25 protein-coding genes are annotated in these 26,909 nt (G+C 69.5%); 15 read left to right on the plus strand and 10 right to left on the minus strand.

The genetic code is table 11. The annotated features are described in order from the left end of the window. The first annotated feature begins 2 nt into the window (after positions 1-2). Positions 3-941: a carbohydrate ABC transporter permease gene (locus ABNG04_RS09115; protein WP_371161999.1), complete on the plus strand. Its 939-nt coding sequence runs from the start codon at positions 3-5 to the stop codon at positions 939-941. A gap of 6 nt (positions 942-947) precedes the next feature. Beyond that, the gene (locus ABNG04_RS09120; protein ID WP_371162001.1) at positions 948-1,913 is read left to right on the plus strand and encodes a carbohydrate ABC transporter permease; all 966 of its coding nucleotides are present in this window, start codon (positions 948-950) and stop codon (positions 1,911-1,913) included. A gap of 156 nt (positions 1,914-2,069) precedes the next feature. On the opposite strand, the gene ABNG04_RS09125 is transcribed toward ABNG04_RS09120, so the two are convergent. Together ABNG04_RS09125 and ABNG04_RS09130 are read right to left on the minus strand one after the other, a co-directional pair. Then, positions 2,070-2,375, minus strand: coding sequence for a hypothetical protein (locus ABNG04_RS09125; protein WP_371162003.1), 306 nt, complete (start codon positions 2,373-2,375; stop codon positions 2,070-2,072). Between the two features lie 2 nt (positions 2,376-2,377). After that, positions 2,378-3,622, minus strand: a complete 1,245-nt coding sequence (locus ABNG04_RS09130) for an ABC transporter substrate-binding protein (protein ID WP_371162673.1) — start codon at positions 3,620-3,622, stop codon at positions 2,378-2,380. Positions 3,623-3,817: 195 nt separating this feature from the next. On the opposite strand from ABNG04_RS09130, the gene ABNG04_RS09135 reads away from it, so the two are divergent. The 5 genes from ABNG04_RS09135 (at position 3,818) to ABNG04_RS09155 (ending at position 8,481) form a co-directional block, all read left to right on the plus strand. Beyond that, the gene (locus ABNG04_RS09135; RefSeq protein ID WP_371162004.1) at positions 3,818-5,173 is read left to right on the plus strand and encodes a sulfatase family protein; all 1,356 of its coding nucleotides are present in this window, start codon (positions 3,818-3,820) and stop codon (positions 5,171-5,173) included. 72 nt (positions 5,174-5,245) lie between these two features. Next, positions 5,246-6,337 carry a TrmB family transcriptional regulator gene (locus tag ABNG04_RS09140; protein WP_371162006.1) on the plus strand — a complete coding sequence of 364 codons (1,092 nt, stop codon included), beginning with the start codon at positions 5,246-5,248 and terminating at the stop codon, positions 6,335-6,337. Positions 6,338-6,441: 104 nt separating this feature from the next. Further along, complete coding sequence (locus ABNG04_RS09145; protein WP_371162008.1) at positions 6,442-7,380, plus strand: DUF1028 domain-containing protein; 939 nt, start codon at positions 6,442-6,444, stop codon at positions 7,378-7,380. A gap of 90 nt (positions 7,381-7,470) precedes the next feature. Further along, positions 7,471-8,067, plus strand: a complete 597-nt coding sequence (locus ABNG04_RS09150; RefSeq protein WP_371162010.1) for a class I SAM-dependent methyltransferase — start codon at positions 7,471-7,473, stop codon at positions 8,065-8,067. Positions 8,068-8,157: 90 nt separating this feature from the next. Next, complete coding sequence (locus tag ABNG04_RS09155; protein WP_371162012.1) at positions 8,158-8,481, plus strand: BolA family protein; 324 nt, start codon at positions 8,158-8,160, stop codon at positions 8,479-8,481. 150 nt (positions 8,482-8,631) lie between these two features. Here ABNG04_RS09155 and ABNG04_RS09160 read toward each other — a convergent pair whose 3' ends face one another. Further along, positions 8,632-9,213 (minus strand): hypothetical protein, encoded by a 582-nt coding sequence (locus ABNG04_RS09160; RefSeq protein WP_371162014.1) that lies wholly within the window; start codon positions 9,211-9,213, stop codon positions 8,632-8,634. 282 nt (positions 9,214-9,495) lie between these two features. On the opposite strand from ABNG04_RS09160, the gene ABNG04_RS09165 reads away from it, so the two are divergent. Continuing rightward, positions 9,496-10,905, plus strand: coding sequence for a class II fumarate hydratase (locus ABNG04_RS09165; RefSeq protein ID WP_371162016.1), 1,410 nt, complete (start codon positions 9,496-9,498; stop codon positions 10,903-10,905). A 70-nt stretch (positions 10,906-10,975) separates the two neighbouring features. Here the strand turns inward: ABNG04_RS09165 and ABNG04_RS09170 are convergent, their stop codons facing one another. Next, positions 10,976-11,410: a DUF6653 family protein gene (locus ABNG04_RS09170; protein WP_371162018.1), complete on the minus strand. Its 435-nt coding sequence runs from the start codon at positions 11,408-11,410 to the stop codon at positions 10,976-10,978. 122 nt (positions 11,411-11,532) lie between these two features. After that, a complete protein-coding gene (locus ABNG04_RS09175; RefSeq protein ID WP_371162019.1) occupies positions 11,533-11,916 on the minus strand; it encodes an ACT domain-containing protein in 384 nt (127 codons plus the stop codon). Positions 11,917-12,081: 165 nt separating this feature from the next. Here ABNG04_RS09175 and sucC point away from each other — a divergent pair, with 165 nt between their 5' ends. The 5 genes from sucC to ABNG04_RS09200 all read left to right on the plus strand — a co-directional run bounded on the left by sucC (position 12,082) and on the right by ABNG04_RS09200 (position 18,599). Then, positions 12,082-13,227: an ADP-forming succinate--CoA ligase subunit beta gene (gene sucC / locus ABNG04_RS09180; protein WP_371162021.1), complete on the plus strand. Its 1,146-nt coding sequence runs from the start codon at positions 12,082-12,084 to the stop codon at positions 13,225-13,227. Then, on the plus strand, positions 13,224-14,093 hold the full coding sequence (gene sucD, locus ABNG04_RS09185; protein ID WP_371162023.1) for a succinate--CoA ligase subunit alpha: 870 nt from the start codon (positions 13,224-13,226) through the stop codon (positions 14,091-14,093). The genes sucC and sucD overlap by 4 nt, the downstream gene beginning before the upstream one ends. A gap of 102 nt (positions 14,094-14,195) precedes the next feature. Then, entirely contained in the window at positions 14,196-16,793 is a 2,598-nt protein-coding gene (locus tag ABNG04_RS09190) for a hybrid sensor histidine kinase/response regulator (protein WP_371162025.1), read from the plus strand. A gap of 80 nt (positions 16,794-16,873) precedes the next feature. Then, on the plus strand, positions 16,874-17,194 hold the full coding sequence (locus ABNG04_RS09195; RefSeq protein WP_371162027.1) for an ArsR family transcriptional regulator: 321 nt from the start codon (positions 16,874-16,876) through the stop codon (positions 17,192-17,194). An 82-nt stretch (positions 17,195-17,276) separates the two neighbouring features. After that, on the plus strand, positions 17,277-18,599 hold the full coding sequence (locus ABNG04_RS09200) for a tRNA (N(6)-L-threonylcarbamoyladenosine(37)-C(2))-methylthiotransferase (RefSeq protein WP_371162028.1): 1,323 nt from the start codon (positions 17,277-17,279) through the stop codon (positions 18,597-18,599). 61 nt (positions 18,600-18,660) lie between these two features. Here the strand turns inward: ABNG04_RS09200 and ABNG04_RS09205 are convergent, their stop codons facing one another. The 5 genes from ABNG04_RS09205 to ABNG04_RS09225 all read right to left on the minus strand — a co-directional run bounded on the left by ABNG04_RS09205 (position 18,661) and on the right by ABNG04_RS09225 (position 24,734). Continuing rightward, positions 18,661-19,776 carry a sensor histidine kinase gene (locus ABNG04_RS09205; RefSeq protein ID WP_371162030.1) on the minus strand — a complete coding sequence of 372 codons (1,116 nt, stop codon included), beginning with the start codon at positions 19,774-19,776 and terminating at the stop codon, positions 18,661-18,663. A 60-nt stretch (positions 19,777-19,836) separates the two neighbouring features. Then, positions 19,837-21,888, minus strand: coding sequence for an AMP-dependent synthetase/ligase (locus ABNG04_RS09210; RefSeq protein WP_371162032.1), 2,052 nt, complete (start codon positions 21,886-21,888; stop codon positions 19,837-19,839). Between the two features lie 130 nt (positions 21,889-22,018). Further along, complete coding sequence (locus tag ABNG04_RS09215) at positions 22,019-22,999, minus strand: DUF7260 family protein (RefSeq protein WP_371162034.1); 981 nt, start codon at positions 22,997-22,999, stop codon at positions 22,019-22,021. 90 nt (positions 23,000-23,089) lie between these two features. Continuing rightward, on the minus strand, positions 23,090-23,932 hold the full coding sequence (locus tag ABNG04_RS09220; RefSeq protein ID WP_371162035.1) for an eIF2B alpha/beta/delta subunit family protein: 843 nt from the start codon (positions 23,930-23,932) through the stop codon (positions 23,090-23,092). Positions 23,933-24,011: 79 nt separating this feature from the next. After that, positions 24,012-24,734, minus strand: coding sequence for a DUF726 domain-containing protein (locus ABNG04_RS09225; protein ID WP_371162674.1), 723 nt, complete (start codon positions 24,732-24,734; stop codon positions 24,012-24,014). A 270-nt stretch (positions 24,735-25,004) separates the two neighbouring features. On the opposite strand from ABNG04_RS09225, the gene ABNG04_RS09230 reads away from it, so the two are divergent. Together ABNG04_RS09230 and mch are read left to right on the plus strand one after the other, a co-directional pair. After that, the gene (locus tag ABNG04_RS09230; protein ID WP_371162037.1) at positions 25,005-25,529 is read left to right on the plus strand and encodes a DUF7969 family protein; all 525 of its coding nucleotides are present in this window, start codon (positions 25,005-25,007) and stop codon (positions 25,527-25,529) included. Positions 25,530-25,960: 431 nt separating this feature from the next. Further along, complete coding sequence (gene mch / locus ABNG04_RS09235; RefSeq protein WP_371162038.1) at positions 25,961-26,899, plus strand: methenyltetrahydromethanopterin cyclohydrolase; 939 nt, start codon at positions 25,961-25,963, stop codon at positions 26,897-26,899. Positions 26,900-26,909: the final 10 nt, after the last annotated feature.

Consider the following 26,909-nt stretch of genomic DNA (forward strand, 5'->3'; position numbering starts at 1 on the left):
CCATGTCCGTCGGATCGTACCTCGACGATCGGCTCGACCGCGACGTGGACGGAGAGAAGCTCACGGCGATCCTCGTGTTCATGCTCCCCGGCCTCACGCTGTTCGCCATCTTCTCCGTCGGGCCCATGCTGTACTCGGCCGTCGGGAGCGTTTTCACTTGGGACGGGTTCACGATCGGACAGTTCGCCGGGCTCGACACGTGGATCGCGACGTTTCAGGACGACGCGATCATCAACTGGAGCAACCTCCTCGCGTTCCAGTACCCGATGGGGGCGCTGCCGCAGAACATCATCTGGATGGTGGTCCACGTCCCGCTGAGCACGCTGATCGGGCTCGGGCTCGCGCTGCTCTTCGCCGACCTGCGCGGCCGGAGCATCCTCCGCTCGATGGTGTTCCTGGCGTTCACGACGCCCACAGTCGTGATCGGGCTCGTGCTCCTGTTCGTCTACGACCCGCAGGCCGGCATCTTCAACGGGCTGCTCCGGTCTCTCGGGCTGGAGGGGATGGTCCGGAACTGGGTCCAGGAGCCGCAGATAGCGATCTACGCGCTGGTCGCCGGCGGCGTCTGGGTACAGACCGGCTTCAGCATGCTGTTGTACAGCTCCGCGCTCGCGGGGATCGACCCCGCGTTACTGGAGTCCGCGCGCGTCGACGGCGCGGGGCGGTTCCGGCGATTCAAAGACATCATCTGGCCGCTCGTCAAGCCCGTCACCGCGGTCGTCGTGATAATGAGCATGATCTGGGTGATCCGGATCTTCGCCATCGTCTACGCGGCAGGCGGCCCGTCCGGCGGTCCGGGCGGGGCGTTCTCGGTGCTCGGGCTGGAGGTGTACCAGGCCGCGTTCTCGGTCCCGATAGAGTACAGCAAGGCGATGGTCGTCGCGCTCGTCGAACTGGTGATCGCGCTGCCGATGGCGTGGTACATCGCCTCAATGGACTGACCCACAATGACCGACACACATCACTCAGACGATCCGACGGACGCCGACAGCGAGGCGCAGACCGACGGCGGGCGCGTGTACCACGAGCCGCCCGAGACCGCACCGCTCTCCGACCGACCCCTCCCGGAACGCCTCCGTGCGGCGGTCCCGAGCGGCTCGCGCGCGTTACGCTACGTGATCGCCATCGGCGTCGCGCTGCTGTGGCTCGTCCCGCTTATCGGGCTGTTCATGGCCTCCGTCCGACCGCTCGACCAGATCATCCAGGGCTGGTGGAACTTCGAGACGCTCACCGTCACTTTCGAGAACTACGCCCAGGCGTGGACGTTCCAGTCCGGGCCGATGCGGCAGGCGATGTACAACACCGCGATCGTCACCATCCCGGCCGTCCTCGCCGTGACGCTGCTCGGGACGATGGTCGCGTACCCGTTCGCCCGCTTCGACTTCCCGATGAAGAAGGCGCTGTTCTTCCTGCTCATCGTCGTCATGGCTGCGCCGCCGGAGCTGGTCGCGATGGGCAACTACAACACGCTGCGGACGACCGGGCTCTTCGACACGTACATGGGGCTCATCCTGGTCCACATCGGCTGGGGGATGGGATGGGTCGTCATGTTCCTCCGGAACTTCCTCCTCGGGCTCCCCGAGGAACTGGAGGAGGCCGCCCGGATCGACGGCGCGTCGCGGTACCAGATATTCAAGTCTATCGTCTTACCCTACTCCGCGCCGGCGCTCGTCTCCGTGGCGGTCATCCAGTTCACGTGGGTGTGGAACTCCTTCTTCTTCCCCCTCGTGTTCATGCGGTCCCGCGAGAACCAGCTCGCGCCGCAGGTGCTGCCGCTGATGAAGGGCCGCCTCCAGATCGACTGGGGGCTCGTCGCCGCCGGGTCGGTGCTGACGATGATTGTCCCGATCCTCCTGTTCGTCACCCTCCAGCGGTACTACAAGCAGGGGATGGTGGCCGCGGTCGCCGACTGAGCCCGCCTTGCTGTCTGCTCGCGGTCCGTTCTCTTTCGATACCCCCGCCCGACGCCCGACGCTGACACCTCCTTATCCTACGACCCACGCCCGAGCGACGGCTCCGCAGGTGTACGCGACTCGAACCGCGGTGAAGTAAAAGGAGACGCGCCGCCGCTAGTACGGCAGGACGCCGGTCGCGGTACCGAGCAGCGACGCAGTGATCGCGAGCGCTTGCGCAACGAAGAACGCCTTCGAGGAGGCCCAGCCGAAGTACAGCAGCGTCGCCATCGGCACCGCGCCGATGACCGCCGGCCAGAGCCCCATCGTGAACAGGATCGCGAGGAAGCCGGTCGTCACGAGGATGAGCACGTCCATCCCGAGCGAGACGAGGTTGCGTCGCCGGAGCTCCTCGGGGTCGAACATCCTCGCCAGCGACCCGCGCCGGTCGGTTCGGTCGTCCGCGGTCGACGTCGACTCCATCGTCAGTTACCGAGCGTCTCTTGGTGGGCCTCGTCGAGCGGGCCGACGATGTCTTCGGTCGGCGTGTCAGGCGTGGCCCACAGACCCAGGAGCACCGACCAGAACTCCTGCTGGAACGGGTTCCCGAGCGCGTCGTCGAGGTCCGGCACGACCGTCACCTCGTTGGCGAGGTCCGGCAGGTTCGCCATGACCTCGAGCTCGTAGGCGTCGTCCGGCACCTCCGTGTTGGAGGCGATGAACCCGCCGTCCTCGACCCACACCTGCTGTCCCTCGGCGGAGACGAACGAGCTCAGGGCGTCGCGAGCGGCGTCGACGTTGTCGGAATACTTCGGCACGGTGAACCAGTTGACCGACGAGGAGATGCCGTCGGTGCCGGGCAGCCGGAAGACGCCGAGGTCCGACGGGTCCTGGACCGCGTCCTGCGCCGGGGTGAACGAGCCCATGAAGTACAGCGGGAGGCTGTTCTCCCAGAAGTACTCGTACTGGACGCCGAAGTCGCGGGTCTGGCTGAGATACCCCTCGTCGTGGAGCGTCTTGATCTCGTCGAACGCCGTCGCGACCCGGTCGTCGGTGAAGGAGGCGTCGCCGCTGATGAGGCCCTGCTGGAGCGAGGCGCCGTTCTCCTGCCGCATGAAGAAGCCCTCGGTCAGGTCGCTGAGCGGCCACCCGGCGCCGCCTCCGGAGGCGATGGGCGCGTCGACGCCCTCGATCCCTGAGATGTCGTCGAGCAGCGTCATGAACTCGTCCCAGCTCTCGGGCTCGGAGAGGTCGTGCTCGTTGAAGAACGACTTCCGGTACCAGAAGCCGGGCTTGAGGTCCATCTTGAACGGCGCGGCGTACACCTCGCCGTCGACGGTGACGCGCGACGGGTCGACCGCGAAGTTGTCGGCGTCCCACGCGTCGCCGACCGGCGCGAGGTGGCCGTTCTGGGCGTCGGAGATGATTCGCGCCGGCGACGGCATCACCACGATGTCCGCCGACGCGACCCCGGACTCGTAGTCCATCAGGGTGCCGGTGAGCAGGCTGTCGGTGTCGCGGGGGAAGTACTCGAGGCCCATGCCCGTCGACTCCTCCACGAAGTCCATCACGTTGCTGAACGACTCCTGCTCGCCGCCCGACCAGACGCCAGTGATCTCGAGGCTGTTGCTCCCGCCGTCGGACCCGTCGGACCCGTCGGACCCATCGCTCCCGTCGCTGCCGTCCCCGCCGTTGCCCGAACAGCCCGCGAGCGCGACGCTCCCGAGCACCGACGCGGTGCCGGTCGTCTTCAGTACGGTTCGGCGCGTAGTACAGGATCGATCATCGGACATGTCGTTCCCAACCAGTCGGCCCACTTACTTCAAATTTGCTTATTAATTACCGCTATAGTTACTAATCACAATCTCCGCCACGCCGATCGGGATCACGGCTATTTATTGGCGTCTCCGGGGGTAGTGGAGGGTATGACGGACGGAGCCGACGCCGCCCCCGACGCGCCGAACCGCCCGAATCTCGTCCTCGTTCACTGTCACGATCTCGGTCAGCACCTCGGCTGTTACGGGGCCGACGTGGAGACGCCGAACATCGACCGGCTGGCAGCGGACGGCGCGCGGATGGCGAACAGCTTCTGTTCGGCCCCGCAGTGCTCGCCGAGCCGCGCTAGCATGATGACCGGCCATTACCCCCACGAGAACGGCGTCATGGGGCTCGCGCACATGGGCTGGGCGCTCGGCGACGAGTGGGAGACCCTCCCGAAACGCCTCCGCGCGGCGGGGTACGAGACGGCCCTCCTCGGGTTCCAACACGAGGTGCCCGACGAGCCCGAGCGCCTCGGCTACGAGTACGTCGACAGCGGGACGAAGCGCGCGCTCGAACTCGTCGACGTCGTCGACGACTTCTTCGCCGAGCGCGCGGACGCCGCCGACCCGTTCTTCGTCTCGATCGGCATCGAGGAGCCGCACCGGCCGTTCCGCCGGGAGTACCTCCCCGACGAGACGTACGACGAGTACGACCCCGACGAGGTGTCGCTCGACGACTTTCCGTACCTCCCGGACGCGCCCGGCGTCCGCGAGGACGTGGCCGACCTCCGGTCGATGATCTCGGCGGTGCTCGACCCCGCGGTGGGCGCGTACCGCGAGTCGCTCGCAGACGCCGAGCTGGCCGAGGAGACGGTGTTCGTGTTCACGACCGACCACGGGCTGGCGATGCCGCGCGCGAAGGGGACCTGCTACGGCCCCGGCGTCGAGACCGCGCTCGTCGTCCACCAGCCGGGCGTCGTCGAGGGCGGCGACGTCCACGACGGGCTCGTCACCAACGTCGACTTCACGCCGACGATGCTGGACCTGCTGGGGATCGACCCGCCGACGGACGTCTCGGGGGAGTCGTTCGCGCCGCTGCTTCGTGGAGAGTCGCACGAGGGTCGCGACCGGGTCTTCGCCGAGATGACGTGGCACGACCGGTACAACCCGATCCGCGCGGTGCGCACGGAGCGGTACAAATACGTCCGCAACTTCTCCGTGCTGCCGAAGGTGTTCGTCCCGATGGACGTCGCGCCGACGGCCTCGGGCCGCGAGGTCCACGAGGAGTTCCACGTCCCCCAGCGCCCGACGGAAGAGCTGTACGACCTCGAGACCGATCCCGAGGAGTCGGAGAACCTCGCCTCGGACAAGAAGCCGTTCGAGTCGGCGGCGGCCGCGAGCGACCCCGACCCGGCCCACCTCGACGCGCTCGACCGCCTGCGCGACGAGCTGGAGTCGTGGATGCGCGCGACCGACGACCCGCTCCTCGACGGCCCGGTCCCGTACCCGGACGTGGAGTGAGCCCGACGGGACGCCGTCGGTCGGCGCGGCGCAGTAATGGTTTTTATACACCGAGGTAGTTAATTAATCGCCATGGACACCGAGGAACTCCTGGAGACGCTCCAGGCGGCGGATTTCTCCTACTACCAGGCGAACGCGTACGTCACGCTGCTCGACCTGGGGACCGCGTCCGCGACCGAGGTGGCGCAGGCCAGCGACGTGCCGGACGCGCGGATCTACGACGTGCTCCGCGACCTCGACGACTTCGGCTACGTGGAGCTGTACGAACAGGAGACGTTCCAAGCGCGCGCGACCGACCCCGAGACGATCGTCTCCGGGCTCACCGACCGCGCGAGCGCGCTCGAATCGGCGGCCGCGGAGATCGAGGAGCGCTACGAGCGACCGACCCTCGACACCCAGACGGTCAGCATCGTCAAGCGGTTCGACACGGTGCTCGAGGCCGCCCGGACGTTCGTCCGCGACGCCGACACCCAGATCCACGCGACGCTCACCCGCGACCAGTTCGAAGCGCTCCGGACCGACCTCGTCGACGCCCGCGACCGCGACGTGACAGTGAACGTCACGCTCCTGAGCCGGGACGGCGACGAGCCGCTCGAGGACGCCGACTACGAGGGGGCCGTGAGCGTCGCCCACCGCCTCTCCCGACCCGCGCCGTTCGTGCTCACCTCCGACCTCCGTCGCACCGCGTTCGCGCCGAACCCCGCCGCCGTCGAGGACTACGGGCTCATCCTCCGCAACCGGTCGTTCACCTACGTCTTCTTCTGGCACTTCCTGCTGTTCACGTGGCTGCCGTCGCCGATCGCGTACGAGGCCGACCGGACCGGCCCGAAGCGGTTCGCGGACATCAGGCAGTTCCTGCTCGAGAACCGGAGCCGGATCCGCGGGGATGAGTCGCTCCACGTCGAGATCGAGGGGCGCGAGACGGACGGCGACCGCTCCGTGACCCTCTCGGGAGAGGTCGTGGACGCCGAACACGTCGCCAACGTCGACACCGATGACGACCGCGCCCCGACGGTGATGGCGCTGACGGGGACCGCCTCCATCGTCGTCGATGACGGCGAGCGGCGATGGACCGTGGGTGGGTGGGGGGCGACCTTCGAGGACGTCGAGGCCGAGCGGATCCAAGTGACGGACCCGACGACCGAAGCCGAGCCGGCTGAGTAACGGCGCGGTGAGGGCAGCGGTGTGCGACGGCCATCCGCCTGACGGCCCGTCGGACCCGCGCGACGGCCGGATTTAAGATCGCGGCGACCGACAGTCGCTTTCGCATGCCACCTCGACCCTCGACCTTCTCGATCGCCGCCCGTGACCCGGAGACGGGCGCGGTCGGCGTGGCGGTCCAGTCGAAGTTCGTCAGCGTCGGCTCCGTGGTCCCGTTCGTCAGCGCCGACGCGGGCGCGGTCGCCACGCAGAGCTTCGCGAACGTCGCCTACGGCCCCGACGGGCTCGACCTGCTGCGCGAGGGCCACGCGCCCGCCGACGCGATCGACCGGCTCACGGCGGCGGACGACGAGGCTCCGTCGCGACAGGTGGGCGTCGTCGGCGTCGACCCCGACGAGCCGCCCGCCGCGTTCACGGGCGAAGCCTGTCACGACCACGCCGGCGACCGGCAGGGCGACCACTACACGGTCCAGGGGAACATCTTGGAGAACGCCGACACTCTCGACGCGATGGCCGTCGCGTTCGAGGAGACCGACGGCGGGCTCCCGGAGCGGCTGATCGCCGCGCTTCACGCAGGCAACGAGGCCGGCGGCGACAGGCGGGGCGAGCAGGCCGCGGCGCTGTACGTCGCCAAGCCCGAGGGCGGGTACGACGGGCGGAACGATCGCTGGGTCGACGTGCGCGTCGACGACCACGAGCGACCGATCAAGGAGATGGAGCGCGTGTTCAAGATCTACGACGTGACGCTCTTGGAGCGCGAAGCGCCCGCGGAGACGCGGAAGCTGACCGGCGACGCGGCCCGGGCCGTCGAGTCGGCGCTCGCCGCCCTCGGCTTCTACGACGGCGAGCCGACCGCCGAGTTCGGCGACGACGCCCGCGACGCCTTGGAATCGTTCCGCGGGGTGAACAACTTCGAGAACCACTCGCTCCCGGTGCTGGAGGACGCGGTCGCGAGGGGGTGGGACGGAACGGACCCAGACGACGACCCCGAACCGCGGCTGGTCGACGCGATCTGGCGCGGCCTCTCGCGGCTCGACCGCGTCTGACGAGCCGGGGACAGGGGAGACGCGATTCAGCGGGCGGTCGACGACGCCGCACTCGCAACGCATAACCGTCGGCTGGCGACTACGAGTCGCATGGGACGATTCCGGAACACTGGACAGCCGGACTGGGACTGGTGGGGTCGCGTGTGGCCGACGCCGGGCGAGACCCTCCGCGAACTCGGCATCGAAGCTGGGGACGCAGTCGCCGAGATCGGCAGCGGGAACGGCTACTTCGCGCTCCCCGCCGCCCGCGTCGCCGACCCCGGGACCGTCTACGCCGTCGACGTCGAGGAGGCCCTCTTGGCCGAGCTCGATCGCCTCGCGGACGCGCAGGGGATAGCGAACGTCGCGACCGTCGAGGGCGACGCGCGCGACCTCGCCGGCCTCCTTCCAGAGCCGGTCGACGCCGCGCTCCTCTTGAACGCGTTCCACGGGATCCCGGACCCGGAGCCGTTTGTCTCGGGAGTCCGCGAGGCGCTCGCGCCCGACGGTCGCCTCGTCGTCGTCAACTGGCGCGACCGACCGCGCGCGGAGACGCGGATCGACGACGAGCCGCGGGGGCCGCCCACCGACCTCCGGCTGACGCCCGCGCCGACCCGGCGTACCGTCGAGCACGCCCCCGGCGACCTGACGCTTGCTCGCGAGGTCGACCTCCCGCCGTTCCACTACGGGCTCGTCTTCGAGCGGTAGGGGACGTCGACGCCGCCCGCCGGCCGTTCGCCGCGCACGCTCGGCGCACCGGGCCGGTCGACTTTTGCCCGTCCGCGACCGAGCGGGCCCATGTCCATCGAACCCGAGGCGGTCGCGGACCTCATCGAGGAGCACCTCCCCGACGCGGTCGCCGACGTGACCGCGCCCCGGATCCACAACGACGAGGACGAGGACGCCCACTTCGCGGCGGTCGTCGTCTCTCCTGCCTTCGAAGGCGAGTCGCTCGTCGACCAGCACCAGCGCGTGTACGACGCGGTCGGCGACCACATGACTCAGTCCGTCCACGCACTGGAGATCAAGACGTACACGCCCGAAGCGTACGTAGAACACGGAAACGGCGCGCTCGCCGGCGATCTCCGCGAGGCCGGACTGCTGCCGATCGACGACGCCTGACGCCGGCGACTCGGCCCCTCATCGCTCCCGCCACACGGACGCGCTCCGCCGCCGCTCGCGCCCTCCGCGGCGTCGCCGCAACCGTTCGCTCGGCGGCGCGGATACTGCGCTCTCAGTTCTCCCAGCGAAAGACCGGCGCGGGTTCCGACGTCAGCCGTCGTCGCGGTCGTCCGTCGCGGTCGACTCGCGGGCGTCCGCCTCGGACTCCTCGCCGGCGACGCGGTCGGCGACCAACTCGGCCAGCGGGTCAACCGTGACGGTCAGGCGCGCGACGAGGAAGACGACGGGGACGAGCGCGACGAACAGGAACGCGGCGTCGTACGCCCACGCGGCGTCGTTCAACAGGGGGATCGCCGCGCCGGCGAGCCCGCGGTATGCGACGAGGACCGCCCCGAAGACCACGAGCCAGTAGGCCATCCCGCCGGCGTTCTCGGCGATCCGGTCAGGCCGCGCGTCCCCCTCGGCGTCGCTCCCGTCGAGCGCCAGCCGCGTCAGCTGCGCGAACTTGGGTGCGGCGTACAGGAGGATGCCGGCCACCGCGAGCGCGACGACGCCCGTCGCGACCGCGGCGAACGTCACCGGCGCGAACGGGACGAGCCGGTCGATCCCCGGTAGCAGCGTCACGACCGAGAGCACGCCGACGACCGCCAGCGCGCCGATCAGTAGCTTGCTCGCCGACCGAACCGTGTCGCGGTCGAGTGCGCTTCCGATCGCTGAGTCGTTCGAGCTCATAGGCGCTCGGCCGTTGCCGGCGGAGCGACATATAACGGGAACGCCGTGGCGCCGAGTTGACGCGGTTTCAGTCGAATTAAATTCGTGCCTAAGAGCGCCCGAGACCGCTGAAACGCCCCGTCACAGGCGACTTCGGGACGGTATCATCCCGTCGGGCAAGGCATCGGGGCGCTCGCTGAACTCGCGGCTGTTCGTGGCACACGTATTGCTACCGTACCGCACGATCACGCGGGGATGACGCCTTCCAGTACCTTTTACAGCGTCTCGCGGGAAGGCCGAGACATGGCAGACGACTACCGCACGGAAGAGGACAGCCTCGGCGAAATGCAGGTGCCGGCGGACGCCTACTGGGGCGCGCAGACCCAGCGCGCCGTCGAGAACTTCCCGATCTCGGGGATCCCGATGAGCCGGCGGTTCATCCGCGCGCTCGGCGTCGTGAAGAAGTCGGCCGCGCAGGCCAACCGCGACCTCGGCCTCGTCGAGGACGACACCGCGGAGGCGATCGTCGCGGCCGCGGACGAGGTCATCGCGGGTGAACACGACGACCAGTTCCCGGTCGACGTGTTCCAGACCGGCTCCGGGACCTCCTCGAACATGAACGCCAACGAGGTCATCGCCAACCGCGCCGCCGAGATCGCGGGCGCGGAGATCGGCGACCGGGTCGTCCACCCCAACGACCACGTCAACTACGGGCAGTCGTCGAACGACGTGATCCCCACGGCGATGCACGTCGCCGCGCTGGAGGCCGTTGAGAAGGACCTCGTGCCCGCGCTGGAGACGCTCCACGCCGAGCTCGAAGCCAAGGAGACGGAGTTCGACGGCGTCGTCAAGACGGGGCGGACGCACCTCCAAGACGCCACGCCGATCCGTCTCGGCCAGGAGTTCGGCGGCTACCGGACACAGGTCTCGAAGGGCATCGAGCGCGCCGAGGCCGTCCAGTCGAACCTCCGCGAGCTCGCCCTCGGCGGGACCGCGGTCGGGACCGGGCTCAATACCCACCCCGAGTTCCCGGAGCTGGCCGCGGAGTACATCTCTGACGAGACCGGCACCGAGTTCCGCGAGGCGGAGAACCACTTCGAGGCGCAAGCCGCCCACGACGCGATGGCGGAGGGACACGGGGCTCTTAAAACGATCGCCGGCAGCCTCAACAAGATGGCCAACGACCTGCGGCTGCTCGCCTCGGGCCCGCGCAACGGGCTCGGCGAGATCGAACAGCCCGAGAACCAGCCTGGCTCCTCTATCATGCCCGGCAAGATCAACCCGGTCGTCGCGGAGTCGGTCAACCAGGTCCACAAGCAGGTCGTCGGCAACGACGCCGCCGTCTCCGCGGGCGCGGCTCGCGGCGAAATCGACCTGAACCTCTACAAGCCGGTGATCGCGCACAACTTCCTCGAATCTGCGCAGTTGCTCTCGAACGTTGCCGAGACGTTCGGCGAGCGCTTCGTCGGGAAGCTGGAGGCGAACGAGGAGTTCGCCCGCGAACGCGTCGAGCAGTCGATGGCGCTCGCGACCGCGCTGAATCCCGCGATCGGCTACGATAAGGCCAGCAAGGTCGCGAAGACCGCGCTGAAAGAGGGGAAGAGCGTCCGCGAGGCCGCGGTCGAGGCCGGGTACCTCACCGAGTCGGAGGCCGACGAGGTGCTCGACCCCGAGGCGATGACCCACCGCGTCATCCTCGGCGACGAGGACTGACCCCGCCGAGTGCGGTTCCGCCCCGGCCGGTGCCCGACCCGGACCCGGCTCGTCGAGATGCGGCGACCGTTCACTCGTTCTCGCCCTCGTACCGGCGGGCGAGTTCGGCGACGTACCAGAACTTGAGCCCCATCGCCGCGCACCCGGCCACTGCCGCCCGCACGGGTCGACCGCGGTACGCAGCCACGACCGCGTAAAGCGTCGCCGGAACGTTGAGGACGTTGAGCAGGTTCGGGTACGAGGTGTCGAGGAACCCCCGGTCCGTCTCCCGCCACCATCGCTCGGCACGGACGACGCGGGTCATCCACGCATCGTCGTTTTCCGGCGGCGCGAACAGCAGCGGATTCAGCGCAGCGAACGCCGCCGCAGCCGTCGCCAGCCGCCAATCGCGCCGATAGATCGCGTACAGGAGCGCCGGGAGCACGGCCGTCCGACTCCACCCGCTTTTTGGGTTCGAATGACGGTTCCAGAACGCGTTTTCCAGCTCTTCGCGGCGCGTAGTCATGGCGATTCTATGGGCGTCCGCCGTGGAAAACGTGTCCCCGATCACAGATCCCGCGCGGTCCGCACCGGGGTTAGTCCCGGATCTAGGCCGGGCGACCGGGATCGTCACGCCCGACACCGCCGTCAGCCGTCGACCTCACAGCCCAGCGCTTCGAGTTTCCGGACGGCGTCGGCGCGGTCGTCCCGCTTGACGAACACGTGGTCGGTCGCGTACGACGAGACGACGAACACCGAGACATCGACCTCGGCGAGCACCGTCGCGACCGCCGCGAGGAACCCCACGAGCTCGAAGGGGAGCTCCATCTCGAAGGTGAGCCGCTTCCACCCGTGTTCGACCGCGTCGGCCTCGACCGCGTCGACCCGTTCCTCCTCGATCACGACCGTCGTCTCGTTCGCTTCCCGGACCGTCGCGAACGCGTCGGGGTGGTCGCCGTCGGTCCGGCAGACCGCGTACGTCTCGTCCGAGACGCTGACCGTTCCGCCCTCGATGAACTCGGCGGGATCCATGCGGTCCGCAGACGCCGGACGGACAAAAGGCGTACCGATCGGCGCCGTCGACGCCGCTGTCTCCCGATTTGCGGCTCTCCTCGGTTGCGGTTCGGCCCCGGCTGCGACCGCGGTCCGCGCCGAATCGAAACCATTTAAGCCGGTGTCGGTACCGATCCCACACGGATGAAACTTCACGAATATCAAGCGAAGTCTCTCTTCGCGGACGCCGGGATCCCGGTACCGGACTCCCGGCTCGCGACGAGCGTCGACGAAGCGCTCGACGCCGTCGACGAGATCGGCTACCCGGCCGCGATCAAGGCGCAGGTCCATGTGGGGGGCCGCGGCAAGGCCGGCGGGATCAAGATCGCGACCGACCGCGGGGAGGCCGAGCAGTACGCCGACGGGATCCTCGGGATGGACCTGAAGGGGTACACCGTCGACCAGGTCCTCGTCGAGGCGGGCGTGGACTTCGTCGACGAACTGTACGTCGGCGTCACGATGGACCGCGGCGAGGGGAAGCCGGTCCTGATGGTGTCGACCGAGGGCGGCGTGAACATCGAGGAGGTCGCCGAGTCGAACCCCGACGCGATCGCGCGCGAACACGTCGACCCCGCGTTCGGCCTCCACCCGTACCAGGCCCGCAAGGTCGTCTACGAGGCCGGCGTCGACGCCGACGTGGCGCTCGACGTGGCGTCGATCCTCTCGACGCTGTACGACCTCTACGAGGAGAACGACGCCTCCGAGATCGAGGTCAACCCCGTGATGATCACCGGCGACCGCGACGTGGTCGCCGCTGACGCCGTGATGAACATCGACGAGGACGCGCTGTTCCGCCAGTCCGACCTGGCCGACATGGCCGAGGCATCCTACGAGGACGACCTCGAACGCAAGGCCGGCGAGTACGGCTTCGACTACGTCCGCCTTTCCGGGAACGTCGGCATCATCGGCAACGGCGCTGGGCTCGTGATGACGACGCTCGACTTAGTCGACTACTACGGCGGCGCGCCCGCGAACTTCCTCGACATCGGCGGCGGGGCGAAGGCCGAGCGGGTCACGCAGGCGCTCGACATGGTGTTCTCCGACGACAACGTCGACGCTGTCGTCTTCAATATCTTCGGCGGGATCACCCGCGGCGACGAGGTCGCCAAGGGGATCAACGAGGCGCTCGAACAGTTCGACGAGATCCCGAAGAAGGTGGTCGTCCGGCTCGCCGGCACGAACGCCGAGGAGGGGATGGAGATCCTAAACACCGACCTCGTCGAGGTCGAGAAGACGCTGGAGGACGCGGTCCAGCGCGCTGTCGCGAACGCTGAGGAGGTGACCCAATGAGCATTTTCGTCGACGACGACACCAGAGTGGTGGTCCAGGGGATCACCGGCGGGGAGGGGAAGTTCCACGCCGGCCAGATGATTGAGTACGGCACGAACGTCGTCGCCGGCGCGGTGCCCGGCAAGGGCGGGCAGGAGGTCAACGGGGTCCCGGTCTACGACACCGTCGACGAGGCCGTCGAGGCCGAGGACGCGGACGCCTCCGTCATCTTCGTGCCGCCGGCGTTCGCCGCCGACGCGATCTTCGAGTCGCTCGACACTGACCTCGACCTCGCGGTCGCGATCACGGAGGGCATTCCGACTCAGGACATGGCGAAGGTGAACAAGCGCCTGGGCGAGACTGACACCCGCCTGATCGGCCCGAACTGCCCCGGGATCATCACGCCCGGCGAGGCGAAGCTCGGCATCCTCCCCGGGAACATCTTCTCCGAGGGGAACGTCGGGCTGGTCTCTCGCTCCGGCACCCTCACCTACCAGGTCGTCGACAACCTCACCGAGCGCGGGCTCGGCCAGTCGACCGCCATCGGCATCGGCGGCGACCCGATCATCGGCACGTCCTTCGTTGACGCCCTCGAGGCGTTCGAGGCCGACACCGATACGGACGCGGTCGTGATGTGCGGCGAGATCGGCGGTGAGGACGAGGAGCAGGCCGCGAAGTTCATCGGCGAGCACATGGACACGCCGGTCGCCGGCTTCATCGCCGGGCGCACGGCCCCGCCGGGCAAGCGCATGGGCCACGCGGGCGCCATCGTCTCGGGCTCCGGGACGGGCACGGCGCAGTCGAAGATCGACGCGCTCAACGACGCGGGCGTCCCCGTCGGCGACACTCCCGAGGAGGTCGCCGACCACGTCGAGAACTTCCTGTAGACGTCTCGCGCCCCCGCGTCCGGGCGCGCCGACGGCGGTTCTAGTTTTCAATCCCGGTAGTTAGAGCGAAAGGTAAAATTACCGCTGGCGTAACGTTTGTTCATGAACTCAGGTCCCGACGACCCGCCGCCTCGCTCCGGCGCGGAGGCTCCCGAGCGGTCGGGACCGGCCGACGACGTCGCGACGCGCATCCTGTTCGTCGACGACGAACCCGGGGCAGCCGACCTCGCGGCGACCCACGTCGAGCGGCTGCTCGACGGCGTCGAACCAGTCACGCGGCTCTCGCCCGACGAGGCGCTCGATGTCGTCCGCGAGGGGTCGATCGACTGTATCGTCAGCGACTTCGACATGCCGGGCCACAACGGGCTGGAGTTCCTCGAATCAGTCCGCGGGGTCGATCCCGACGTCCCCTTCGTCCTGTTCACCGGCAAGGGGAGCGAGGAGATCGCGAGCAAGGCCATCTCGGCCGGCGTCACCGACTACCTCCAGAAGGGGTCGGGGCGCGACCGCTACGAGATGCTCGCCAACAGCGTCGCGAACGCGCTCGGCCGGCGGCGGGCGGAGCGCGACCTCCGGGAGGTGAACGACCAGATCACCGGGATCCACCGGTTCGCGACCGGACTCGCGGACGTCGAGGACGTCCCTACCGTGTTCGACCGCGTCATCGACGTCGCCGAGGAGATCCTGGAGTTCGATCGCTGCGTCGTCGCCCGGCGGCGCGGCGATCGGCTCGTTCCGGTGGTCCGGTCGGAGAGCGTCTCGTCCGACGAGATCCGCACGTTCGACGTCGACGAGGGCGTGGTCGGTTACACGGCGCGGGAACAGCGTACCGTCGTGGTGGACAACCTCAGCGTCGACCCGGCCGACCCGGACGAGCTGGAGAGTCCGGCGGACTCGGCTAGCTCGGGGCCGCAGGCGCCCGACCACGACCGGGTCGGCGGCCCGGAGCCCCTCGACACGGCGGAGGTCGCGGAGCCGGTCTCCGACGACGTCCGCTCCGCGATCAGCGTGCCGATCGGGCCGTACGGGGTGTTCCAAGCGGTCTCGGACGGCTACGCGGCCTTCGGCGACAGCGACGTCGAGTTCGCCGAGCTCATCGCCTCGCACGCCGCGAACGCGATCGACCGGATCCGGACGGAGACCGAGCTCCGCACCGAGCGGGACCGCCTCGCGGCGCTGTACGACAACCTCCCGCTCCCGATGGCGTCGACGGTCATCGACGGGGACGGGACGAGGCGCCTGACGAACACCAACGACGCCTTCGTGGAGACGTTCGGCCACGACGCCGCCGGCTCGACGTACGAGGAGGTCTCCGACGCGGTCATTCCGCCGGACACCGACCAGTTCGAACACGAGAGCCTCGTCCGGGACGACGAACCGATCAGGCTCGAAGTGCGCCGCCGGACCACCGACGGGCTGCGCAACTTCATCCTCCACGCGATCCCCGTCGTCCAGCCGGAGGAGTCGGTGGTGTACTCCATCTACGCCGACATCGACGAGCAGAAGCGGGTCCAACAGACCCTCAGGAAGCTCCACGCGACGACGCGGGAGATGTTCGGCGGCGAGAACCGCGAGGACGTCGCCGCGGTGGCCGCCCGCGCCGCGATAGACACCCTCGAGTTCCCGAACAGCGGCGTCCGGCTGTACGACCCGTCGGCCAACCGTCTCCGTCCGACGGCGATCAGCCGGGAGGCGACCGAGGCGTTCGGGGAGCGGCCGGCGTTCGGTCCGGGCGACGGCTTCGTCTGGGACGCCTTCGATTCCGGCGAGCCGATCGTCGTCGACGACCTCGAGGCGGTCGACACCACGGTCGGATACGGCGACCTCCGGAGCCTCCTCGCCGTGCCGCTCGGCGACCACGGCGTGATGCCGCTCGGCTCGCAGGAGCCGGCGTTCTTCGACGAGACGGACCTCCAGTTGGCCCGCGTCCTCGCGGCGAACGTCACGGTCGCGCTCGACCACGCCGAGCGGACCGAGCAGTTGCGCGACCGCGACGCCGCGCTCCAGCGCGAGATCGAGCGGTTGGAGAAGTTCGCCGGCTTCGTCTCGCACGACCTCCAGAACCCGCTCAACGTCGCCGCCGGCCGGACGGACCTCGCGCGCGCCGTGACTGACGACGAGGCGGTCGTCCAAGAGCTCCGGCAGGTGGAAGCCGCCCACGACCGGATGAAGCAGCTGATCGACGACCTCCTCGCGCTCGCGCGCCAAGGGCAGACGGTCGACGAGATCGAGTCCGTCTCGCTCGACGCGGCCGCCGAGCGGGCGTGGCGCACCGTCGACACCGAGGACGCGACGCTTGACCTCTCCCGGGCCTCCGTTGATGTCGAGGCCGACCCGGAACGGCTCCGGACGCTCTTCGAGAACCTGTTCAGGAACAGCGTGGAACATGGTTCCAAGAGCAGTCGGACGGAGCCCGACGACAGCGCGGAACACGGAACCGCTGACGGTTCGGAGGCCGCGAGCGCGACTGGCGGTCTCACGGTCTCCGTTGGCCCGCTGCTGGACGGCTTCTACGTCGCGGACGACGGGGACGGCTTCGACATCGACCCCGAGGAGGCGGCGGAGTACGGGCGGTCGAGCACCTCGGACGGCACCGGCTTCGGCCTCGCGATCGTCCGCGAGATCGCGGCCGCACACGGGTGGGAATTCGCCATCGACGACGTGGACGGCGCTCGGTTCGAGTTCCGCCAGCAGAACTAGTATATAAAAGGCGGGTTGGCGTGCGCCGGCCGCGCACAGGCGGGCCACGGTTATGCGCGATTCGCCCCTGTAAATGACGTATGGACGAAGGTACCCGCGAGCTGCTCGAACCGCTCCCGCCGAGCGCCAAGCTGGTCTACTACGTGCTCGACGCGGAGGGGCGGTTCGACCAGACCGGCCTCGCCGAGGAGACCCGACTCTCGACCCGCACCGTCCGGTTCGCGGTCGAGAAGCTCACCGAGGTCGGCCTCGTCGAGGAGGGGCTCTGCCCCCGGGACGCCCGCCGCTCCGTCTACCAGGCCGTGCCGCCCGCCGAGCGCGACGGTGTCGACGAGCCAGAGGCGACGGCCGAGTCCGCCTCCGAGGCCGACGCGCCGGCCGCCGCGGTCGCCGAAGACTGACTCCCGACGGCGCCGACCCGCCGCCTTCCACGCCCCGATCCGTCGCGTTTTTGCCCGCGGGGCCAATAACGTATTCACTCCGATGGCGACGTACCACATCGAAACCTACGGCTGTAGCTCGAACCGGGGCGAGAGCCGGGAGATCGAGCGCGCCCTCCGCGACGGGGGCCACCGACCGGCCGACGGCCCGGAAGACGCGGACGTCGCCATCCTCAACACCTGTACCGTCGTCGAGAAGACGGAGCGGAACATGCTCCGCCGCGCCGAGGAGCTGTCTGAGACGACCGCCGAGCTCGTCGTCACCGGCTGTATGGCGCTCGCGCAGGGTGAGATGTTCGCCGAGGCCGACGTCGACGCCGAGATCCTCCACTGGGACGAGGTCCCGACCTACGTGCTCAACGGCGAGTGTCCGACGGTCACGCCCGACGCCGAGCCGGTCTTGGACGGCGTCGTCGGCATCCTCCCCATCGCTCGCGGCTGTATGAGCAACTGCTCGTACTGTATCACCAAGTTCGCGACCGGCCGAGTCGACTCCCCGTCGGTCGCGGAGAACGTCGAGAAGGCGCGGGCCCTGATCCACGCCGGCGCGAAGGAGATCCGCGTCACCGGTCAGGACACGGGCGTCTACGGCTGGGATAACGGCGACCGGAAGCTCCCCGAACTGCTCGATCGGATCTGCGACATCGACGGCGAGTTCCGTGTCAGGCTGGGGATGGCGAACCCCGGCGGGATCCACGGCATCCACGAGGAGCTGGCCGACGTGTTCGCCGAGAACGAGGAGCTGTACGACTTCATCCACGCGCCGGTCCAGTCCGGCTCCGACGACGTGCTCGAAGACATGCGGCGGCAGCACCGCGTCGAGAAGTTCCGCGAGGTCGTCGACACCTTCGACGAGCGGCTCGACCACTGGACGCTGTCGACCGACTTCATCGTCGGCTTCCCCACCGAGGACGAGGCCGACCACGAGCGCTCGATGGACCTGCTCGCCAAGGTCCGCCCCGAGAAGATCAACGTCACCCGCTTCTCGAAGCGCCCCGGCACCGACGCCGCCGAGATGAAGGGTCTCGGCGGGACCGTCAAGAAGGAGCGCTCGAAGGCGATGTCCGAGCTGAAGATGGAGGTCGTCGGCGAGGCGTACGAGTCGATGGTCGGCGAGACGTTCGAGGTGCTCGTCGTCGAGGAGGGGACCGGCGACTCGGTCAAGTGCCGCGACGGTGCGTACCGCCAGATCATCGTCCAAGGGGCGTCCGACCGCGGCGTCGAGGTTGGCGACTTCCTCACCGTCGAGGTGACCGGCCACAACACGGTGTACGCGTTCGGCGACCCCGTGACGGAGTCGGAGCCGGCCGACGGCGACTCGGTCGAGCGCGACGACCGACCGGAGTCCGCGCCGTCGACGGCCTAGCGCCCGCGAACTCGTCGTCTCTTCAGTTCTGCCGGGATCCGGCACTTTCTGACCGGCGCTCTCAGAGTCGATCCCCGTTTGGCTCGAAATCCTCCGGCTCGAAGTCGCCCGGCTCTACGCCCTCCGACTCGTCCGAGCCGGGTCGGTCGGGGAGTCGGATCTGAACCGCTGTTCCCTGCGGCTCGTTCGCCGCGAATTCTACCGTTCCGCCTGCCCGAGTCGTGGCCCAGTATATCAGCCACAGCCCGATCCCCTCGGTGTGTTCGAGCGGCGTCTCCTCCGCGTTCCGGAGCGTCCGTCGCTCGATCTGCGGGATGCCTCGCCCGTCGTCCGCCACGACGAGGTGGACGCCGTCGTCGCGCCACACGCGCACCGTCACAGTCACGTCGTCGTTGTGTTCGACGGCGTTCCGCAGCGCCTCCTCGAACGCGACCGGGACGGACGGGTGCGTCCGGACCACGCAGCGCTCCGGGAGCTCCGTGCGGATCGTCGCCTCGGGCGCGTCTGCGGTCAGCTTCGCCACCTCCTTCTCGACGACGGCGACGAGGTCCACCGAGCAGCGCGCGTCGGTCCGCCAGATCGACGCGAGCCGTCGCGTCCGATCGCTCGTCTCGAGGAGCGACTCCAAGTGATCCCGGATCGTCGCCACTCGCTGTCGGGTCTCGGGGCTCCCGTCCGCGTCCTCGATCTTCGTGAGGTAGCCGAGCGCCACGGAGAGCTCGTTCCGGATGTTGTGGCGCAACACCCGGTCGTTGATCGAGAGCAGCGTCGCGAGCTCCTGGGCCTCGGTGAGCTGTTCGTCGGCCTTCACCGCGTAGAGGCTCCCGCGCGATCCGACCGCCGCGCCGAGACTGGCGGCGAACGAGACCAGGAAGGAGAGCTTGAACGCGTGGTGGCCGATCAGCCAGATTACCCAGACGACGCCGGCGAGCACGCCGAACCCGAGCGCCGTCCCCGCGCCGATCCGTACCGCGCGCCACTGGCCCGAGCGGGATATCCCCCACTGCGGGAGGTCGTGGGCGGTGTAGAAGACGACGCCCGAGAGGCAGAGAATCAGCGCCGATTCGAGTGCGATCCCAACGGGTGGACCCGCGTGTGTCAGGTGGAGCGCGCCGAGCCCGAAACAACACCCCGCCAAAGCGGCGAACCCGTACTTGGGCGGGACGCGGAGGTCCATCGACACGTCTACTCCCTCGCGACAGTTATCGGTTTCTAGTCTCGGCACCTTCCGTCCGCGTTACTCCTCGTAGATCACCTCGACCTCGTCGGCGAACCGGTCCAAGATGTTCCGCCGTTTCTTCTTCATCGTCGGCGTGAGCAGGTCGTTCGCCTCGGTGAACTCCTCCTCGACGAGCCGGAACTGCTTGATCTGCTCGTACGACTCGAACTCCTCGTTCACCCGGTCGACCTCCTCCTGGATTCGGTCGCGGACGCGGTCGTCACGACAGACCGCGGCGCGGTCCTCGGGGAGGTCGACGCCATCGCCCTCGGCCCACGCAGTCAGTTGCTCGAAGTTCGGGACGATGAGCGCCGAGACGAACTTCCGGCCGTCGCCGAGAACGACGCACTGCTCCACGAACTCGTTCGCGGCGAACTGGTCTTCGATCGGTCCGGGGGCGACGTTCTTCCCGGTCGAGAGCACGAGCAGCTGCTTGGCCCGCTCGCGGAACGCGACGTACCCGTCCGGTCGGAGCTGGACGATGTCGCCGGTGCGGAACCACGGCTCCGCGGCCGCGGTTTCCGGGTCGGTCTCGCCCTCGCCGACCCGCTCGTCCGGCGGGGTGCCGGCGGTCACGGCGGCTTCCGGGAGGTCGTCGGCGTCGACGAACGCGTCAGCGGTCGCGTCCGGCCGGTTCCAGTACCCCTCCGTCACCTGCGGGCCGCGGACGAGCAGTTCGCCAACGTCGCCCGCCAGGTCGGCGACCTCCTCGCCGACGACGCCGTCGTCGATCGCGATCTCTGTGTCGACGACCGGCGGTCCGATGGTCCCCACCTGCGGCCGCTCGGGCGGGTTGACACAGATGACCGGCGACGTCTCCGTCAGCCCGTACCCCTCTAGGATCGGGAGGTCCATCGCGTGGTACAGCGCGCACAGCTCCGCCGACAGCGACCCGCCGCCCGAGATGAAGAAGTCGATGTTCCCGCCGATCGCCTCCCTGACCGACGAGAAGACGAGGCGGTCGGCGACCGCGCGCTTGGCGTCGAGCAGCGCGCCGGGGTCGTCGGCCTCGTGGTGGTCGCGGCCGACGTCGACCGCCCACTCGAAGATGCGCTCCTTCACCGGCGACTCGCTCGCCTGCTCGCGGATCGTGTCGTACAGCTTCTCGTAAACGCGCGGGACGCTCGTCGTCGTCGTCGGCTGGACGAGCCCGAAGTCCTCGCGGAGCGTGTCGGGGCTCTCCGCGTACGCGACGGTCGCCCCCGCCGCGAACATCATGTAGTGGCCCGCCATCCGCTCGAAGACGTGCGCGAGCGGGAGGAACGACAGCGTCGTCGACTCGGCGGAGATCCCGGGGGCGTCCGAGTCGCGGTCGGGCCGGTCGGCGAACCGGCGGTAACACTGCGAGACGTTGTCTCGGAAGTTGCCGTGCGTGAGGCGGACGCCCTTCGGCTTCCCGGTGGTCCCGGAGGTGTAGATGAGGCTGGCGAGGTCGTCCACGCTGACCGCGTCGATCCACCCCTCGTAGGTGGCCTCGTCGAACGCGTCCTCCCCGAGCGCATGGACCTCGCCGAGCCCGTACACGTCGTCCGCGTCGCCCTCAAGGTCGTCCGCGTCGACGTCGTCGACGGTGACGATCGCATCGAGCTCGTGGTCAAGGTCGTCGCGCACCGCCAGCACGTCCGCGAGCATCTCGCGGTTCTCGGCGACGATCACGGTCGCCTCGGGGTCCTCCAACAGGTACCGCAGCTGGCCCGATGAGGAGGAGGCGTACACGGTCGTCACGACGGCCCCCGCGGCCAGTGCCGCGAAGTCCGTCTGCGCCCACTCCATGCGGGTCTGCGAGTACATCGCCACCCGGGTGTCGTCGTCGACGCCCAGCTCGCGGAACCCCGCCGCGAGGGCGCGGACGATCCCGCGCATCTCGGCGTACGTCAGGTCGGCGTACCCGCCCGCGGGCGCCGGCTCGATCACGCCCTCGGCGGCGAGCGAGCGGTCGTAGATCCCCCCCTTGTACCGCTGCGCGGTCCGCGCCGCGTGCCGCCCCGCGGTCCGCTCGAGCATCTGCGGAAGCGTCTCCCGGGCGATCGCGTCGTCCGTGAACGCTCGTTCCGCCGCTTGCCAACTCATACACCCTCGTCCCACCCTACGTTCATAAACAATCCGGTAGTTTTGAGTTTCCCGGTGGGCGGCGGGATCGACCTCAGACAACACCCCGCGAGTTAGCGGGCGGGGCTCCCCCGTCGGACCCCTTATTGAGTCAGTGGTCGCCGGCGATCCGCGCGCCGATTCGGTCCCTGTCCGCGCGGATCCCGTCGGCGACCTCCGCGATCTGCGCCAACACCGGGTAGTGCGGGCCATCGGTGGGGCCGTAGAGGTAGTGGTAGAAGGGGCGCTCTCTCTCCGTGTCGCCCGCCGTCTCTGGCGTCAACGGGGGGTCGTCGAGGGAGACCTGCCGCTCGGCGGCGAGTTCGTCGCACTGGCGTTCGAGCTCCGTCAGTCGGTTCCACACGTCGATCGCCGCGTCCGCCTCGCTCTCGGACCGGATCCCGTCCATGTGCCCGACCAGCCGACGGCGGCGGCGGTCGATCGTCGACAGCGCGGCCTCGCGATCGTCCAGCTCGGCGATCTCCTCATCGATGGCGTCGACGAGTCGGTCGCGGGCGTCGACGGCGTGGCGGCTCCGGTCGACGAGCGCCGACTGAGCCCCGCTCGACAGGCCGCCGTCGGACGCCAGCGCCGTTGCGGTGTCCGGACCCAGCTCGGCGGCCAGGCTCTGTGCGGTCGTCTCGTCATACTCGGCGCGGTAGTGGGGCAGGGACATGACGGTGTCCTCGTACGCGGCCAGCACCCGCCTGAGGGTGACGTTGTCGCCGGCCGGGCCGCCGCCCGGTCGCCGCCCGCCGCCGCCGATCCTGGGCAGGGCGGCGGCCGGCACGCCGGACGGGGTCGCGTCCGTCGCGACGGAGACCGTGTCAATCCGGCCGACCCGGTCGGCGAACGTCTCGAACGCGTCCCGCTCGTCGAGGACGCGCCGGCGCTCGTCGCGGCAGGCGGCCTCGGCCTCGCGGACGTACGCGAACGTCAGCAGCGCGAGGACGCCGGCGACCGCGACAGCCGTGACGACGCCCGGCTGCGTCGCGATCGCCCCGAGGTCGCACCAGACGCTCGTACATCCCACCCCCGTCAGCCCCTGGTCGGGGATCTGGAACACCGCCGTCGAACTCGGGTGTACACTCATACGAACCGTTAACACACTACACGCACAAAGCGCTTTGGGCCGTTCGGCGCCGCTCGCGGGGGTCTCGCCGATTCAGCGGCGATAGCGGGATCAGTTCCGGACGCCGTCGTCGGTGATCACGGTGTCGATCATTCCGATCGGCGTGGCGTCGTAGCTAGGGTTCTCGATCTCGACGTCCTCGACCGGCTCGCGCATCACCTCGACGGCGTCGCGGAACTCGTTCTCGAACCGGAACTCCTCGATGGTCTTCGCCCCCGAGCCGACCGCGGTGACGGGGACGCCGAGTTCGTGAGCGGTCACCACGAGCGGGAACGTGCCAATCCGGTTGTAGTACGTGCCGCCGGTGATACACGTGATACCGAGCAGGACGCGGTCGCAGTCGCGGAGCGCGTACCCCATTGCGCTGTCGACGACCATGTGGACGTCGACCCGAGAGATCCCGGCGAGCACGCGGGCGGTCTTGCGACCGAGGGTCCGCGGGCGCGCCTCGGTGACGTAGACGGTCAGGTGCGCCCCGTCGCGCGCGGCGTTCTCGACGGCCTCCAACACCGTCGTCGAGTAGTCGTGGACGAGCAGCGTATCGCCGTCTTCGATGTGCTCGGCCGCGTTGGCCGCCGCCTCGCCTTTCGCCGTCTCGATGTCGTCTACGACGCGGGCGATCACGTCCTCCAAGAGCTGCTTCGCGCCCTCGACGCTCGTCGCCTCGCCGACGATGGAGCGCTCGACCTCGCGCATCGCGTTGTGGAGCGCGGCGTGGGAGGGGTTCGACCGGCGGAGCACGCCCGCGTTGTGTTCGAGGTCGCGCTCGAACTCGTCGACGGTCACGTACTCCCGGTCCAACAGGTCCGCGAGCGACCGCGTCGCCTTCACGGCCACCGCCGACGTGCTGTGGGTCCGCATCGCCCGGATCTCGGCGACGGTCTCGTCGATCATGCCCGAAGGGTCGACCGCGCCGGTAAAAGGGGTTCCGGGGACGCGCCGGCGGCGAGGCGTCCCAGGGCGCGCCGACGGACTACGCGAACCCGATCCGGTCGACCGCCCGGGGCAGACAGCCGGCGTCCGGTTCGAGGTACGAGTAATGGTCCGCGACCATGTCGGTGACGTCGACGTCGGTGTAGTTGTCCGGCGCGGTCGCCGACTCTGCCACTCCGCCGTGTCCAACCGCTCGGGTCCGGTCGGAGGCGCGGTACACCCAGCCGAGGACGCGGTCGTTCCGGCTGTGGAAGTTGTAGACGGGGGCGTCGAGCGCCGCGATCGCGGCCCCGTACCTCCCGGCGGTACCGACGCTGTCGTGCGGTATCGCGCCGCCGAACAGTGACGCGGAGGCGAGGACGCCCGTCCGGCCTCTGGCCGCGAGTTCGCTGAGCGTCGCCCCGCTCACGCGGGCGCCGAGCGAGTGCGCGAACAGGTGGACCGGCCGCCCGTCTTCTTCCGCCCACGCGGTCAACCAGTCGGCGAGCGGGGCGGCGTTCTCGTCGGCGGTGCGCTTCGCCGGTCCCCAGTCGGCGTTCGACGACCACGAGTAGCCGACGACAGGAAGCGCGCTCGGGGCGTCGGGCGCCTCCGGGGCCGCCTCTAACCCCAGCCGGGCGGCGTACGCCTGATCGCGGGCCGACTCGGCGTCCGCGCCGAGCCCGTGGACGTACAGGACCACTCCGTCGGCCCCGCCGAACTCCCACGAGCCCGACCGCGCCGTCGGATCGGCGTCGTCGAGTCGCCCCCGAGTCGACACCATCGGCTGCGCCTCGGGGGCCTCGTAGCCGCCGAAGTCGCCGGAGAGCGCGTTCGCGACGTAGAGCCCGCCGCCCCCGAGGAGGCCGACGCCGCCCGCGGCGCCGTACAGGAGCCGGCGGCGCGTGACGAGGGTGCCCGCGTCGTCCACGGATTCAGGTTCGCCGGGATCGTCCGAAGTGGAGTCCGATGAGATACCGACACGTCGGTCGGAACGATCAAATAGCTGACGCGGCGGCGACGGCTGTTTACCGGTCGCCCTCGTACGAGAGGTATGAGCTACCCGGTCACGTACTACTGTCCGCACTGCGGGACGCTCGTCGCGCTCGAACGCGAGGGGTACCTCGCGGACAAGTCGGTGACGCCGTACCCGCTGGAGGGGTGGACGTACGTCGACCCGACCGAGCCGTTCGACGCCGACGAGGCGGGAGGCGGGAGCGAGACGGAGAGCGAGAGCGATGCGGCCGGGGACGACGGAGCCGACGACGCCGCCGACGTCGACGGCGTCCGGTTCGTCTGTGGAGAGAGCGAGGGCGTCGAGTGGGACCCCCACGACGGCGTGCGCGGCACCGACGTCGGCGGCGACGAGCCGTACCGGGAGCCGGACGCCGACGGGGTCGGCTGCGGCGAGGCGTTCTACCTCTCGTTTGTCCGCTATGACCAGGGCCGGGAGGTCGACCCGAGCGCGGAGACGGAACTCGTCGAAATCGACCCCGACCCACGGCCGAGCGGCCCCCGCGGCCCGACCGGTCCCGGAGAGGCCGGCGGTCCGGGCGACTCCGACGGCGGCTTCTGGTGACTACTCGACGAATTGTATGTGAGCGAATCACGTAGGATACCGGGCGAACACCTACGAAGCCCCAGCCGCGAGGCGGGCTTACACTCGGTGCGGTCCTCGTCGCTCGCGCTGCTCGCTCCTGCGGTCATTCCAACGTTTACGCCCGCCTCGCGACTGCCCTTTGCGTCCCACCCCGCACCACCTCACGCCTCCCCAGTCTCGCGGTTCGCGCTCTCCGAGCGCTCACCGCGTTCAGCGAGGGACCAGAGGTCCCTCTGGCAGCCGGCGCGTAGCGCCGGCGACCTCGCGCGTGCTCCTCGCGGCCGCCTTCGACGGCCACTCGGCGGCAGGCGCCACCGATATCGTTCGGATACGCGTCGCTCTTGTTGAAACCCGCGATCTCCCGAGTCCAACAGCCAAACCCCTTAAACGGGGAGCGAGTACGCTGGCTCATGGAAAGCATCAATCGGACCGCGATCGAGCTGGTCGACGAGGCCCTCGACTTCGCCGGCGAGCTCGACGTCGTCGGCTACGAGCTGGACAACGGCGCCACCGTCGTCGACTTCGGGATCGACGCGGCCGGCGGGGTCGAGGCGGGACTGCTGCTCGCGGAGATCCAGACGGCGGGGCTCGCGAACCTCCGGACGCGGATGGGCGAACTGGCGGGCGCCCCGCGCCAGTACGTCGAGCTGTCGACCGACCACCCGGCGGTCGCGCTGCTCTGCTCGCAGAAGGCCGGCTGGGAAGTGACCACCGAGAGCGGCTTCGAGGGGCTCGGCTCCGGCCCCGCCCGCGCGCTCGTCGGCCGCGAGACGGAGTTCGAGCGCGTCGGCTACTACGACTCCGCGGAGTTCGCCACGCTCGCGATCGAGTCGACGACGCTGCCGGACGAAGAGGTCGCCGAGCAGGTCGCCGAACTGGCCGAGGTCGACGCCGAGGGCGTCTTTCTCCCGACGTTCGCCACCGGCTCGACCGCCGGCTCGGTCACGACCGCGGCCCGCGCCGCCGAGCTCGCCGTCTTCCGCCTGTTGGAGATCGGCTACGAGCCGACGGACGTGCTCCACGCCTCCGGCTCCGCGCCGCTCGCGCCGCCGACCCGCGACGAGACCGAGGCGATGGGCCGGACCAACGACGCGCTCGCGTACGGCGGCGAGGTCCACCTCCAGGTCGCGCGCGACGACGACCGGTTCGGCGAGATTGTCTCCACTGCGAGCGAAGAGTACGGCACCCCGTTCGTCGACGTGTTCGAGGACGCCGACTGGGACTTCTACGACGTCCCCGAGAGCGTGTTCGCCCCGGCGCAGGTCACCGTCGACGTCGTCGACGGCCCCGTCTACACCGTCGGCGAGACGGACGAGGAGCTGCTCGCGGAGTCGTTCGGCTACCGCTGACCCCGCGAGC

The sequence above is a fragment of the Halorubrum miltondacostae genome (genome assembly GCF_041379815.1).
GTDB classification, from domain to species: domain Archaea; phylum Halobacteriota; class Halobacteria; order Halobacteriales; family Haloferacaceae; genus Halorubrum; species Halorubrum miltondacostae.

Excerpts from the sequence above, each read along its gene's own strand:
- ABNG04_RS09115 (WP_371161999.1), top strand. The coding sequence starts at position 3 with ATGTCCGTCGGATCGTACCTCGACGATCGGCTCGACCGCGACGTGGAC.
- ABNG04_RS09120 (WP_371162001.1), top strand. The coding sequence starts at position 948 with ATGACCGACACACATCACTCAGACGATCCGACGGACGCCGACAGCGAG.
- ABNG04_RS09125 (WP_371162003.1), bottom strand. The coding sequence starts at position 2,375 with ATGGAGTCGACGTCGACCGCGGACGACCGAACCGACCGGCGCGGGTCG.
- ABNG04_RS09135 (WP_371162004.1), top strand. The coding sequence starts at position 3,818 with ATGACGGACGGAGCCGACGCCGCCCCCGACGCGCCGAACCGCCCGAAT.
- ABNG04_RS09140 (WP_371162006.1), top strand. The coding sequence starts at position 5,246 with ATGGACACCGAGGAACTCCTGGAGACGCTCCAGGCGGCGGATTTCTCC.
- ABNG04_RS09145 (WP_371162008.1), top strand. The coding sequence starts at position 6,442 with ATGCCACCTCGACCCTCGACCTTCTCGATCGCCGCCCGTGACCCGGAG.
- ABNG04_RS09150 (WP_371162010.1), top strand. The coding sequence starts at position 7,471 with ATGGGACGATTCCGGAACACTGGACAGCCGGACTGGGACTGGTGGGGT.
- ABNG04_RS09155 (WP_371162012.1), top strand. The coding sequence starts at position 8,158 with ATGTCCATCGAACCCGAGGCGGTCGCGGACCTCATCGAGGAGCACCTC.
- ABNG04_RS09160 (WP_371162014.1), bottom strand. The coding sequence starts at position 9,213 with ATGAGCTCGAACGACTCAGCGATCGGAAGCGCACTCGACCGCGACACG.
- ABNG04_RS09165 (WP_371162016.1), top strand. The coding sequence starts at position 9,496 with ATGGCAGACGACTACCGCACGGAAGAGGACAGCCTCGGCGAAATGCAG.
- ABNG04_RS09170 (WP_371162018.1), bottom strand. The coding sequence starts at position 11,410 with ATGACTACGCGCCGCGAAGAGCTGGAAAACGCGTTCTGGAACCGTCAT.
- ABNG04_RS09175 (WP_371162019.1), bottom strand. The coding sequence starts at position 11,916 with ATGGATCCCGCCGAGTTCATCGAGGGCGGAACGGTCAGCGTCTCGGAC.
- sucC (WP_371162021.1), top strand. The coding sequence starts at position 12,082 with ATGAAACTTCACGAATATCAAGCGAAGTCTCTCTTCGCGGACGCCGGG.
- sucD (WP_371162023.1), top strand. The coding sequence starts at position 13,224 with ATGAGCATTTTCGTCGACGACGACACCAGAGTGGTGGTCCAGGGGATC.
- ABNG04_RS09190 (WP_371162025.1), top strand. The coding sequence starts at position 14,196 with ATGAACTCAGGTCCCGACGACCCGCCGCCTCGCTCCGGCGCGGAGGCT.
- ABNG04_RS09195 (WP_371162027.1), top strand. The coding sequence starts at position 16,874 with ATGGACGAAGGTACCCGCGAGCTGCTCGAACCGCTCCCGCCGAGCGCC.
- ABNG04_RS09200 (WP_371162028.1), top strand. The coding sequence starts at position 17,277 with ATGGCGACGTACCACATCGAAACCTACGGCTGTAGCTCGAACCGGGGC.
- ABNG04_RS09205 (WP_371162030.1), bottom strand. The coding sequence starts at position 19,776 with ATGGACCTCCGCGTCCCGCCCAAGTACGGGTTCGCCGCTTTGGCGGGG.
- ABNG04_RS09210 (WP_371162032.1), bottom strand. The coding sequence starts at position 21,888 with ATGAGTTGGCAAGCGGCGGAACGAGCGTTCACGGACGACGCGATCGCC.
- ABNG04_RS09215 (WP_371162034.1), bottom strand. The coding sequence starts at position 22,999 with ATGAGTGTACACCCGAGTTCGACGGCGGTGTTCCAGATCCCCGACCAG.
- ABNG04_RS09220 (WP_371162035.1), bottom strand. The coding sequence starts at position 23,932 with ATGATCGACGAGACCGTCGCCGAGATCCGGGCGATGCGGACCCACAGC.
- ABNG04_RS09225 (WP_371162674.1), bottom strand. The coding sequence starts at position 24,734 with ATGGTGTCGACTCGGGGGCGACTCGACGACGCCGATCCGACGGCGCGG.
- ABNG04_RS09230 (WP_371162037.1), top strand. The coding sequence starts at position 25,005 with ATGAGCTACCCGGTCACGTACTACTGTCCGCACTGCGGGACGCTCGTC.
- mch (WP_371162038.1), top strand. The coding sequence starts at position 25,961 with ATGGAAAGCATCAATCGGACCGCGATCGAGCTGGTCGACGAGGCCCTC.